We start from the raw sequence: 12,816 nt of genomic DNA on the forward strand, positions 1-12,816 counted from the left end.
CGGCACTCGAACGTGTCGGTGTCGTCGATGTCGACGATGACGCGACCTAGAGCCTTTTCGACGACCTGTCGGGCGTTTTCCACTTCGGGTAGTTCCGGCATTCATCCGGTGTACCCGATTCGTGGGCACTATACGCGGGTGCGGTCAACGGTCGTTCGACGCGTTAATGTCACCTTCGGGCATCAGTGGACCCAGTTCGGCGTCGAGCACCTTCTGCACGACGCGCATCGCCGCCAGCGCAGCAGGCGCACCGCAGTACCCCGCTGTATGGACGACGGTTTCGGCGATCTCGGTTCGGGTGAGGCCGTTGCGGAGAGCTCCACGCACGTGTCCTGCGAGTTCCTCGTGGGCGCGCAACGCGATGAGGATTCCGAGGTTGAGCAGGCTCCGGCTGCGGTGATCGAGACCGGGACGCGTCCACACGCCGCCCCACACGGTGTCGGTGACGAAGTCTTGCAGTGCAGCGGAGTCAGTGCTGGAGGCATTGGCGAACGCTTTGTCGACGTACTCTTCGCCCATCACGTTCCGACGGACCTCGAGTCCGTCCTCGAAGCGCGGTCCCCTGTTCCTATTGGCCGCCTCGTCGTCGATCATGGTGTTCCCTCTCCGTCGTCTGCGTCGTCGACAGATCATGGCAGGGGGTTTCAGTGGAGCAGAAGGCGGAGGGGAACTCGGCTACGGTTCGATCTGTTCGGTGTTCGTGCGTGGATCACCGTGATCGGGTGGGGCGATCCCACTTTCGCGTGGCGAGCCATGTAGGCCGATCCTCCGACAGCACTGTCGATTCCGTGGAAACGACCGCGCCGCATGCGCGAGCGAAGTATGCGCGCGATGACAACGAAGACACCCAGAACGACGGCGAACCCGGCGATTACGGCAACCAGCGCCAACGCTGTGTCCATAGCAGTCTCCGATCCTCACCGTCGTAAACCCGACCGGTCGCTATCGATTATCGGGCATGGGAGCGACTCCGGGGGACGAAACCAGGACACACGGTGTCGGTCGATCTGCTCAGCGCGGAGAAACCGGCCCACCGTCACGGTCGTCGCGCGAAGTCTGTATGTCGTCGGAGGCTTGTTCTGCGCGCGTTGCTTCGAGAAACAGCTGAAGAAAGGAAGAATGCGCGCCTCGTTCTTGCGCCGTACTTCCCTCTCGGGGGTCTTCCGATGCCCTCGACATAGCGATTCGCTCTCCTCCCGTGTCCGCGAACAACAGTCTCAGATTCTGAATAGTTAAGCAACTGAGACAGTAAGTGCAATCCGTGGCACGAAAGAAGGAGGTGGCGATCGAGCAACTTCGAGAGGTGTCCGTGGGCGGCGAGGGTGCCCAGAAGCTGCAGCGCAAGGAGAGCTTCGTCGTCGAGATGGGGGTCCGGTCGCGGTGCAACTCGCGCTCGTCGGCATCGAGAGTGGCCGGAGCGTGCATCGCGGCCGAGCCTTCGAATGAAGGTTACGTTCCAGCGGCGGTAGGCGGTTCGATCAGCATTCTCTTGATCACCTTGCCGGTCGCGGTTCGGGGCAGTTCGTCGAGGAACGTGATGTCGCGTGGAACGCAGAAGCGGCTCAACCGATTTCGGATGTAGGCGCGCACCATGTCCGCGTCGAGGCCTGCCGATCCGCGGCCGACGACGAAGGCGGCCAAACGCTGCCCGTATTCAGGGTCGGGCACACCGACGACCGCGACCTCGCCGACCTGAGGAAGATTGGCGATGGCATCCTCGACGGGGCCGGGAAAGACGTTCTCGCCTCCCGAGATGATCATCTCGTCGTCCCTGCCACAGACGAACAGCCGTCCGTTGCAGTCGATGTACCCGAGATCGCCGGTGTCCATCAGGGCAGCTCCGCGGGCGGACGCCGTCGACGGCGGTTCGGCGTTTGTGTAGCCGTCGAACAACATGTCGTTGCCGACGAATATTCGGCCGAGGGTTCCGACCGGAACGGCAGTACCGTTCGCGTCGAGCACGGCGACCGTCGTACCCAGGGGAGGGCGGCCGGCGGTGGCGGGGGCTGCGCGCAGGTCTTCGGGGGTCGCGATCGTGGCCCACGAGACCTCGGTGGAACCGTAGAAGTTGTAGAGGACGTCACCGAAGACATCCATGAAACGGCTGACGGTCGATCCGGTCAATGCCGACCCACTGCACGCGACGACCCGCAGGCTCGAGGTGTCGTAACGTGCTCGAACCTCGTCGGGCAGGTCGAGTATCCGCTGCAGCATGATCGGAACCGCGATCAACGAGGTACATCTGCGCGCCTCGATCGCGCGCAGACAGTCCTCTGGATCGAATCGATCCTGGAGAACCACCGTGGCGCGCAACGGAGTGCTGATCTGCAGTGCCGCCAGCCCCCAGCTGTGGAACATCGGTGCCGCGATCAACATCCTCTCGTTCATCCGAAGAGGCATGCGCGACAGCATGGCTGCCACTGTTCCGAAGCCCTTCGGCGTGGGACGAACCGCACCTTTGGGTGACCCGCTGGTTCCGGAGGTCAGCACGACCACCGACCCAGGGCGATCCGGCCTCGCGAACGTGACGGACGGTGCTGCGACGAAGTGTTCGAGGGTGCGCCGACGCGGAACGGCGGTATGGGACGACAGGCTCACACGGGTGACGTTCTCGGGCAGGTAGCGCACCATCGAGTCGAACTCGTCGTCGACGAACAGCATTCGGAGCTGGTGGCGGGCGGCGATCGTCTCGATCTGGCGGGCAGCGAGACCGGTGTTGAGAAGGACCACCTCGACTCCGAGCATGCCGCACGCGACGGTGCACTCGATCATCGCCGAGTGGTTGCGGGCCAGAATTCCGACGGTGCTTCCCGGACTGATTCCGGACGCGTCGAGACCTGCCGCGATACGGTGCGATCGGTGGTGGATCTCTGCGAAGGTCCGTGTACCTCGGTCGTCGATCAAGGCGATCTCGTTCGGGGACTTCGCTGCAGCGGCTGCGAAACCACCGCCCAGAGTGAAGCCCCACTTCGCCAGTGAGTTCAGCTGCCTGTACGCACGGTCGGGACGTGCAGCACGAATGACGCCGGTTCCCACCATCGTCTTCATGATCGCCAGCGGTAGCGACCGCGAATCCCCGGTGTTGGTCACGATCGACGTCGAGGTGCCGGACAGGGAGTTCTCCAGTCGGCGCAGACCGCCCATGACCCAATCGACGACGGCGCGGTTGTGCTCGGGTTGGGGTGAGTAGGACCCGCCGAGCCCCGCTCTGAACACGGTGACATCGATCTTCGTCTCGCCGGCCGAGCGCGCAGTGAGGGTGAATCTCACGAATCCGCCGGACTCGACATGCTCGATGGTGATGATCGGCCGGTTTCGTCTGTTCACCACCAGGTCGAGGGCGTGCTCGACACCGTTGACTCCGCACAGGTAGCCGGCCGTGGATTCACGGAGCATGCAGTGGTCGAGCCCGGGGAAGTAGCGCGGGAACAACTCGACCGCGCTCAAGACTCCGCACACCTGCTCGATGTCGTGTGCGAAGACCGTGCTGCAGTCGATGACGTCCGAGACCATGCCCCACCCCCCGTACCTTGCCGAGTCGACAGCAACGCCGACACAGTACCGACCAGGGGATGGCGGCGCGCACCTGGAACGGGTCATCCGCCTGGATGAAGTCGTCATCGTAAACCCGGGGCACGGTTGTGTGCACGAAATCGGCCGAAGTCGGTCTCGAATTGCTGATTTCTTCTGTGGTGAGCGTCAGAACTGAATGCCGAGCGACCACGCGAAGACGGTGTACGCGGCGATGGTGATCAGTGAGATGGCGATCAGATTGAGCCAGAAGCCGCCTCGCATCATCTGGCCGATCGTGATGTAGCCACTGGCGTAGGACACCGCGTTCGGCGGAGTCGCCACGGGCAACATGAACGCGCAGGTGGCCGCAAGCGCTACGGGGACGGTCAGGACCAGAATGTCGATGTTCATGCCCATCGCGACGCCACCTGCGACCGGAAGGAACGTCGCCGCCGTCGCGGTATTGCTGGTGATTTCGGTCAGGAAGATGATCGCGGCCGTGGCGACGACGACCAACATGACCACCGGAATGGTGTCGAGGCCACCTGCAACGCTCCCGATCCACTCCGTCAGGCCACTGGACTCGAACTGGGCCGACAGGGCGAGCCCACCGCCGAACAGCAGCAACACGCCCCAGGGCAGCTTGACGGCGGTCTCCCAGTCGATCAGGCGGACGCCCTTCTTGCTTCCGCTGGGCAGCAGGAACAGCAGCAGTGCTGCTGTCATGGCGATCCCGGTGTCGGAGATCGGGGCATCGTCGAAGATCAGCGGAACACCCACCCACGACACGGCCGCCAGGCAGAAGATGATCGCGACCCGGATCTCACCCTGCGACATCCTGCCCAGGGCGTCGAGTTCACCTCTGATCAGCTGTTTGCCACCGGGGATGTCGTCGATCTCCGGCTTGAACATCACGTGGGTCAACAGGAACCAGGCGATCACGAGCAGGATCACGGCGAGCGGAACGCCGGCGATCATCCACTGGAGGAACCCGATCGTGATTCCTTGCCCCTCCAGGTAACCCACCAGCAGGGTGTTGGGTGGAGTGCCGATGATGGTTCCGAGCGAGCCGATCGACGCCGCATAGGCGATGCCGAGCATCAGCGCGGTGCCGAAGTTGCTCTTGATGATGGCCTGAGTGATGTTCTCGGCGTCTGCGGTCGTTTCACCGTCGGAGCCGGGAACAGCTCCGGCCTTCTTGCCGATGTCGAGTACCAGGACGAGGACCGAGACTCCGATGGGAATCATCATCACGGCGGTGGCGGTGTTCGAAACCCACATCGACAGAAAGCCTGTCGCAATCATGAACCCGGCGATCACCATCGTGGGCTTCGTGCCCATGGCGTTGACCGTCAGCAGCGCGATGCGGCGATGCAGATTCCACCGTTGCATGGCCAGTGCCAACAGGAATCCGCCCATGAACAGAAAGATGATGCTGTTGCCGTACGAAGCACCGACATCGTTGACGGCGACATCGGAATCGAAGACCGGAAAGATGACGAGGGGCAGCAGCGCGGTCGCTGGGATGGGCACCGCCTCCGTCATCCACCAGATGCCCATCAATACCGCGGTGCCTGCGGTCAGCCGCGCTGGATGCGCGACGTCGTCGGGGAGAACCAGGTACACGAGAATTGCCAACAGGATTCCTGCGCCGAGCCCGACCCATTGACGTTTGCGGCGCCCGGGTTGAACTTCCTCTTCGCGTTCTCCGGCCGATCTCTGATCCACTTCGTCGAAGTCGTGGCCTTCGGATGAGCGCCCGGCCTTCTCCTCGTCGCCGACCTGCGTCATGGAACCTCCTCGGTGTGGACGTTTCATCACCCTAACGCGCGAATTGTCCAGAAGGTCCGAATCGAACAGCGTCGACGCCTGCGTCGCCTACCGGGCGATGTCGGGCTTGTTCGCGGCCAAATCGTTGTCGAGCACCGGATCCCACACGTCGCCGGGTAGGTCGCCCGGTAGATAGCTGTTGCCGCGTCCGACGAATTTGTCGTCGCGACCTTCGCGCCGCATTGCCTCGAAGTCCGCCAGCGCGCCGAAGGCCCATTTGCCCAACAGCGCAATGGCTACCAGGTTCACGGTTGCCATCGCAGCCATGGCGACGTCCGCCAGCGCCCACACCGTCGTCAGCGCGGACAAGGAGCCGAAGCCGATGGCCGCAAGGACGATGGTGCGCAACAGGTTCAGCAATTTGCCCTCGACTCCGAGGAAGTTGAGGTTGATCTCGGCGTACGAATAGTTGCGAGGATCGAAGAGAACGCGAACGTGAAGATCAACAGTGTCATCGGAATCGCCGTCCAGGTCCCCAACTGAGCGGAGATCGAGTCCTGAGTCAGAACCGCGCCCGCCACCCCGCTCGGGTTGCTGATGTCGTACACACCCGAGACCAGGATGATGAACGCTGTCGCACTGCAGATGACGATGGTGTCGAAGAAGACTCCGAGCGACTGGATCAGACCCTGCTTCACCGGATGGGACACCGTTGCGGTCGCAGCGGCGTTGGGTGCGCTGCCCATGCCCGCCTCGTTGGAGAACAAGCCGCGCTTGACGCCGTTGAGCATGGCGGCCAAGATTCCGCCCGTCGTCCCGCCGATCGCCTCGTTCAGGCCGAATGCGCTGGAGACGATCTGACCGAAGACCGTCGGGATCTCGCCGATGTTCATCGCCACGATCACCAGCGCGAGCAGTACATACACCAGCGCCATGACGGGGAGGAGGTATTCGGCCACCCGCGCGATTCGCCGGACGCCACCGAAGAGGATCGGAGCAGACAGCACCACCAGGAAGACCGCGATCCAGCCCGCATCGATGTTCATCGTGGACGAGAACGATTCGGTGATGGTGTTCGCCTGAACCATGTTGAACGCGAAGCCGAAAGCAAAGATCAGCAGGCACGCGAAGACGATTCCCCATCGACGCGAACCCAGACCCAATTGGATGTAGTAGGCGGGACCGCCCCGGAAGCTGCCGTCGGGATTGCGCACCTTGTACATCTGCGCCAGAGTCGCCTCGATGAACGCCGTCGCCATGCCGACCACTGCGACCAGCCACATCCAGAAGATTGCGCCCGGTCCGCCGAGAGTGATCGCGATGGCGACGCCGGCGATGTTTCCCGTACCCACTCGGGACGCCAGGCCGACACAGAAGGCCTGGAACGCCGAGATGCCGCCCTCGGCGTTCGACCGAGATCCGCCGATTGCCTTGAACATCGACGGAAGAAGTCGAACTTGAACGAATTTGGTGCGGACGGTGAAGTACAGTCCGACGCCGATCAACAAGTAGATGAGGAAGACGCTGTATAGACGATCTGCAAGAAAGTCGATTATCGAACTGACGGTATCCACGGTGCCATCCTGGAGTGCTCGGTGTGTGGGTGCGTCGACAGCACATTACTCGCAGATGGCCGAAAGTTTGCACCGAACAAAGACGCACGGGTGCAGTTCCGTGCGTGCTGTCAGTGCTCGGCAGGACCCCAGATCTCGCCGAACGGTATCGAACGCCCCAGAATGCGTTCTGCTGCACGGTGTCCCGACTTCAAGGCTGCGGTGACCGTTGCCGGGTCATCGGTCCAGGTCGCTTCACCGGCGAGGTGAAGTACATCGCCGATCGGAGTGGCCAGGTCGTCGTGATCTCGCGTACGTGAACCCACCGTCATGTACGAGTACGAACCGTAGGAGAACGGATCGTCCTGCCAGCGAGTGACATACACACGGTCCGGTGTAACGACACGGTCGCCGTACAGGCCACGCAGTGCTTCGAGAACCGAGTCCGCGATGCGTGCGTCCGACCAGTGCCGAGTCTGCTGCGCGCATGCGCCCGCTGCGAAAGTCAGAAGCGTCGGACGTCCCAGCGGCATGCTCACGTCATACCAGGAGTGCCACCAGTGCCCGGCTTCGCCCTGCTGCCGTACGGCATAGACATTCTCGTCCCAGAATTTGGTGGGGAACCTGAGGAACACCTTCTCGAACGCGTTCATCTCCAGTCGTTTCAGTGCGCCCGAAACAGGTTCCGGCAGTGGGGGTTCCACAGTGAATGCCGGCGACTTCAGTACTCCGATCGGCACCGTCACCACAGCGCGTTCTGCCGAGAACGTCCCGGCCCCGGTATCGACCAGCACTCCGTCTCGACCCCAACGGACCTGCGTCACCGCGTGTTCGAGTCGGATGTCGAGTCCCTCGGCCAGCCGAACGGCCAATTCGTCGTAACCGTCCGGGAACACGACTTCGTCGCCCTCGATGGCGTCGTCGTCCAAACCGTGCGCGTCGAGGAGATCCTTTCCTACCCCCAACTGTTCCTCGGCCCGATGTCCGAGGAACTCGCGAACTCGGGCGAGTCGGTCCTCGTTCCAATCCAATTGCGTCAGAGTAGCTTCCACCGCATCACCGAACGATGTTCCCGGGGACGACTTCGCGATCGTCGTGGCGAACAGTTCGTCGAAGTGGTGAACGTCGGCACCGAACTGTGCGGCTGCCTGCTCGCTCAACCTGGCCCCGGTGGGGGAGTAGTACGCGATGGGCCTGCCGTCCGGCTGGTAGCTACCGACGGTGAATTCGACGGTCCGCATTCCGAAAGCGTGCACGGCATCGGCGAGAGGGTTGTCGTCTGTTCCATGAATCCAGGACGCACCGACGTCGAGGGTGCTGTCGTCGGTGCGCATCGTCCAGACCCGACCGCCCACGCGATCTCTGGCCTCGAGAACGACGACGCGCCGACCGGCGCGATGTAGAAGTGTCGCAACGACCAAGCCGGAAATACCTGCTCCCACCACGAGGGTATCGACGTGTGTCACCGTCACTCCTGTCCGTCGACGGCCGTGGGGTCAGTTCCCTCGGCCGGAATTGCCGTTGCCACTGTTGCCGTTGTTGCCGTTCCCGTTGCCGTTTCCCGAGTTGCCGTTGCCGGAGTTTCCGTTTCCGTTTCCGTTCCCCGAATTGCCGTTGCTGTTACCCGGCGGTAGCGGGGCCGGCGCAGCGGGCTCGATCGGAACCGGATTCGCCGTGGGTACGGGAGCAGGTTCGGGCGGGTTCGAGAAGACCGGAATCGAACTCGCAGGTGCAGGTGTAGGGGTCGTGGCTGCCACTGTGGTCGACTCCACGAGTGTCGGAGTCGGTGTCGACGGCGACATGGGCTCGGGCTCGTCGCCCGTGCCGATTGCGATCCAGACGATCGCCGCTCCCAGCGAAACGAACAGAGTCGCTGCCGCCGGGATGATCCATGGTCGGCGCGCAGATTTCGCGTCGGTGGACGCTGGAACTGCCGGGTGCGCAACCATGTTCGTGGGCTCGACGGGCATAGCGGCGGTGCGGGGAAGAAGAGTCGCCCTGTGCGAGATCCCGCGCAATCGGTGGGCGACCGCAGCTGCGGTCGGTCGATCCTCCGGGCGTCTGGATGTCATCTCCGTCAACAGAGCGTGCCAGTCCGATCCGAGCCCCTCGGGGACGCTGGGATCGCGGTGCAGGCGCGCCACCGCTGCTGCCACGGCGCTTCCCTCGAATGCCATTGTGCCGGTGAGGCACTCGATGAGAACGAGCCCCAGTGTGTAGATGTCCGTCGGTGGGCCTGCCGAAGTGCCCGTCGCCTGCTCCGGGCTGAGGTAGTGCGCAGTACCGACCGTGGTGCCGTGTTCGGTGAGTCGTTCGGCGTCGACGATACGGGCGATGCCGAAATCGGCAAGTTTGGCGCACTGTCCCACACCGACGTCCGGCGCCTGCGCAACGAGGATGTTGGCGGGCTTGATGTCGCGATGCATCACACCCTGATCGTGAATGTAGGCGAGAGCCTCCGCCAGCTCGCATCCGATTCGCGCGACGTGGGCACCGTCCATTGTTCGGCCCTGGCGATACGCACTCAACGTCGGACCGTCGATCAGCTCCATCACCAGGTAAGGCACCGGCATCCCACTGGCATCGAGTGCAGTGCCCGCGTCGTACAGCGTCACCAGACCAGGGTGCGACAGCGACGCGAGAGTCCGAATTTCTGCATCGATGCGCTGGGCAGTGTCCGGCGGCTCGCCGTGGCGGAATATCTTCACCGCTACCGATCGGCCGAGAACGTGGTCGTCGGCGTGCACGACGTCGGCCATTCCGCCGCGCCCCAACACCGTGCCCAGTCGGTATCGACCCGCGAAGAGGTGGTCGTGAGGGGCACCGGGACGAGAGTCCGCTTCCACCATCGGTCACCGCCGTTCGTCGAGTCCTTGGAGCACCTTATAGCCAAAGAATCGACGCGCAGACCGCAGTCGGGTATCGACATCACGATGCGGTCGGGCATGATGATGCCCCGGGTGGGGACCGATCGAGCAGTATCGAGGGAGGTCCGCCCATGCACCGACGTTCGACGAGTGCCGAGATTTCGCCGATGTCGGTCGATATCACGTCGGTCTATCAGCCGATCGTCACGCTGGCCGGACGCGCCGTCGTGGGTTACGAAGCGTTGGTGCGGACCTGTGGAGACGGTGCCCCGATTCCGCCGCCGGAACTGCTGGGCGTGGCTCGGGAACAGGGCGTCACTGCCGATTTCGATTGGCGGTGCCGACTCAGCGCGCTGCGCGGTGCCGTCGACTCCGGCTATCCCGACCAGCTCGCACTGTTCGTCAATGCCGAACCCATCGCCCTCGATGCACCGCCTCCTCGGGACTACCTACCGACTCTCGCCGACGCGTCGCGGCTGTCCATCTTCGTCGAAATCACCGAGCGAGACCTGATGGGTGATCCGGCCGGTCTGCTGAGGGCGGCCGAGCACGCTCGAAACCTGGGGTGGCGAGTCGCCATCGACGATGTGGGGGCAGATTCGTCCAGCCTGGCGCTGATCCCACTGCTGCGTCCCGATGTGATCAAGCTGGACATGGCACTCGTACAGGGGCATTCGAGCAACGAGACCGCCGCGATCGTCGCTGCCGTCGCCGCTGAGGCCGAACGCACCGGTGCGCTGGTCCTGGCCGAGGGAATCGAAACCGAGCAACACGAGAGTTGTGCGCGAGCCATGGGCGCCGTTCTCGGTCAGGGATACCTCTACGGCGCACCGGACGCTCTCCCGGATTTCGGTGAGGTGCAGGGGCCGGTCCGTTCGCTCGAGCTGGATGGAACGGTGACCGTGCGTGCCCCCGTGGCGGTCACGCCGTACGGCCTCACTCATGCGCTCGGCGCTCGCAGGCACGCGGATTCGACTCTGCTCGACGCAATCGAGAACAGTTTGCTGCACAGTGCGTACGGCACCGGTTCCTCGACCGTCGTACTGGCGACGGTGAGCGCGTCCACCGGCCTGACGCCTGCGCGCGAAGCGATCTTCGAAGACCTTGCTGCACGTACCGCGCTGACGGCGGTCTTCGACTCCCATACCGCCCCGCCCGCCGCCGGCTTCCGGACCGTGGTCGTGGGCGCGGACGAACCGTTGGCGCTGGAACGTTCGATCGTGATCGTTGCTCCTATGTCGAGCGTGGCGCTCATCGCGGTAGAGCGAGGTACGGCCGAGGATGGCACCCCGATGTACGACTACCGCCTCACCTACGACCGCCATGTCGTACTGGATGCTGCAACAGTGCTTTTGAGGCGAATCCCGGCCAGATCTGCGGAGTGAGTCTCCGGCCTCGGTCAAGATCACGTAAATTATCGCGCGAAATTCGGTAAATCGCGTCCTCTGCCGTCCACGTGCTGTTCACTCGAAGCCATGAGCTCTCACCCCCTCGCAACCGATTTACTGGCCGCGGACGGAGGCACGATCAGCTCCATCGAGACGGCGATCAACAATGCCTTCGATCCGATCTCCGCTGCCGTGTCGAATGTCGTCTTCTTCACCGTGAATATCGGTGGAGCCGCCGTCCCGCTGATCGTCCTCTGGCTCATCGTCGGTGCCGTCGTCTTCACGGTGGCGTTCAAGTTCATCCAGGTCCGCGGAATCAAACGTGCGTTGATTCTCGTCAGCGGCAAGGAGGACGAGGCGGACGCGCCCGGTGAAGTCAGCCACTTCAGAGCGCTCACCGCCGCAGTGTCCGGAACCGTCGGGCTCGGCAACATCGCCGGTGTCGCCGTCGCAGTGACGCTCGGTGGACCGGGTGCCACCCTGTGGATGATCCTCGCCGGCTTGTTGGGCATGGCATCGAAGTTCGTCGAGTGCACACTCGGCGTGAAGTATCGCGACATCAACGAGGACGGCACCGTCTCCGGTGGGCCCATGAAGTACCTGACCAAGGGTCTCGCAGAGCGGGGACTTGCCAAGGTCGGCAAGGTCATGGCCGTCTTCTACGCCATCGTCATCACGTTCTTCGCCATCAGCGGCGGAAACATGTTCCAGGCCAATCAGACGTACGCGCAGGTCCGTTCGGTCACCGGCGGTGACGACGGGTTCCTCGGCTCCGACGGAGCCAAGGCCGTCTTCGGTATCGTCATCGCGCTGATCATCGGACTGGTCATCATCGGCGGCATGAAGTCGATCTCGGCGGTCACCGCCAAGCTCGTACCGTCCATGGCGCTGGTCTACATCGTCGCGTGCGGCGTCGTCATCGCCGTCAACTTCCGTTCGGTCCCGACGGCGTTCACCGCGATCTTCGAAGGTGCGTTCTCGCCCGAGGGTGTGGCCGGCGGTGTACTCGGCGTCATGATCATCGGATTCCAGCGCGCCGCGTTCTCGAACGAGGCCGGACTGGGTTCGGCTGCCATCGCGCACTCGGCCGTCAAGACCAGGCACCCGGTCACCGAGGGCTTCGTGGCCATGCTCGAACCCTTCATCGACACGGTCGTCATCTGTACCGCGACGGCACTGACCATCGTGATCGCCAATACCGTCACCTGGCAGGACCAGCGGGCGATCGTCGCCGAGACGGGCGAGCTTCCCGCCGGAGGTGTCACCCTCACGTCCGACGCGTTCGAGACCGTGCTGCCGTGGTTCCCGTACGTACTGACGGTTGCAGTCGCGCTGTTCGCGCTGTCCACTGCCATTACCTGGGCCTACTACGGGCTGCAGGCGTGGACGTCGCTGTTCGGACGCAGCCGCCTGTCGCGCAGCTTCTTCAACGTCATGTTCTGCGTGTTCACCGTCATCGGAACCGTGCTGTCGCTCGGTTCGGTGCTCGACTTCGCCGACGCGACCCTGTTCCTGCTGGCGCTGGTCAATATCACGGGCCTGTACTTGCTGTTGCCTGTGGTCAAGCGCGAGCTCTCCGAGTACCTGGCGATGCGCCGAGGCGAGCCGGACAAGGTCGACGCCGAGGTGTGACGGGTCGGTCGAACCGAATCGGCGAGACTGGGTGGTATCAGTCTCGTCGATATCGGTTATCACGTATATCTCTTTGACTGATGTTTCCTAGTG

Annotated in this window: 8 protein-coding genes and 1 pseudogene; 2 read left to right on the plus strand and 7 right to left on the minus strand. The window is 63.4% G+C overall.

The annotated features are described in order from the left end of the window. Nucleotides 1–144: 144 nt before the first annotated feature. The 7 genes and pseudogenes from RHBS_RS00470 to RHBS_RS31330 form a co-directional block, all read right to left on the minus strand. Entirely contained in the window at nt 145–594 is a 450-nt protein-coding gene (locus RHBS_RS00470) for a carboxymuconolactone decarboxylase family protein (RefSeq protein WP_128644536.1), read from the minus strand. 50 nt (nt 595–644) lie between these two features. Beyond that, nucleotides 645–902 (minus strand): hypothetical protein, encoded by a 258-nt coding sequence (locus RHBS_RS00475; protein WP_128644537.1) that lies wholly within the window; start codon nt 900–902, stop codon nt 645–647. A 547-nt stretch (nt 903–1,449) separates the two neighbouring features. Continuing rightward, nucleotides 1,450–3,513, minus strand: coding sequence for an AMP-binding protein (locus tag RHBS_RS00480; RefSeq protein WP_128644538.1), 2,064 nt, complete (start codon nt 3,511–3,513; stop codon nt 1,450–1,452). Nucleotides 3,514–3,699: 186 nt separating this feature from the next. Next, nucleotides 3,700–5,304: a DASS family sodium-coupled anion symporter gene (locus RHBS_RS00485; RefSeq protein ID WP_128644539.1), complete on the minus strand. Its 1,605-nt coding sequence runs from the start codon at nt 5,302–5,304 to the stop codon at nt 3,700–3,702. A gap of 87 nt (nt 5,305–5,391) precedes the next feature. Next, nucleotides 5,392–6,857 (minus strand): annotated as a pseudogene (locus RHBS_RS00490) (alanine/glycine:cation symporter family protein). A 110-nt stretch (nt 6,858–6,967) separates the two neighbouring features. Then, entirely contained in the window at nt 6,968–8,302 is a 1,335-nt protein-coding gene (locus RHBS_RS00495) for an NAD(P)/FAD-dependent oxidoreductase (RefSeq protein WP_128644540.1), read from the minus strand. A 30-nt stretch (nt 8,303–8,332) separates the two neighbouring features. Further along, nucleotides 8,333–9,685: a serine/threonine-protein kinase gene (locus RHBS_RS31330; protein WP_128644541.1), complete on the minus strand. Its 1,353-nt coding sequence runs from the start codon at nt 9,683–9,685 to the stop codon at nt 8,333–8,335. A gap of 185 nt (nt 9,686–9,870) precedes the next feature. Between RHBS_RS31330 and RHBS_RS00505 the strand changes: the two genes are divergently transcribed. Further along, nucleotides 9,871–11,088 (plus strand): EAL domain-containing protein, encoded by a 1,218-nt coding sequence (locus RHBS_RS00505; protein ID WP_237668889.1) that lies wholly within the window; start codon nt 9,871–9,873, stop codon nt 11,086–11,088. A 90-nt stretch (nt 11,089–11,178) separates the two neighbouring features. Continuing rightward, nucleotides 11,179–12,723, plus strand: a complete 1,545-nt coding sequence (locus RHBS_RS00510) for a sodium:alanine symporter family protein (protein WP_128644543.1) — start codon at nt 11,179–11,181, stop codon at nt 12,721–12,723. Nucleotides 12,724–12,816: the final 93 nt, after the last annotated feature.

This window comes from Rhodococcus sp. BS-15, from assembly GCF_000813105.1.
Lineage (GTDB): Bacteria > Actinomycetota > Actinomycetes > Mycobacteriales > Mycobacteriaceae > Rhodococcoides.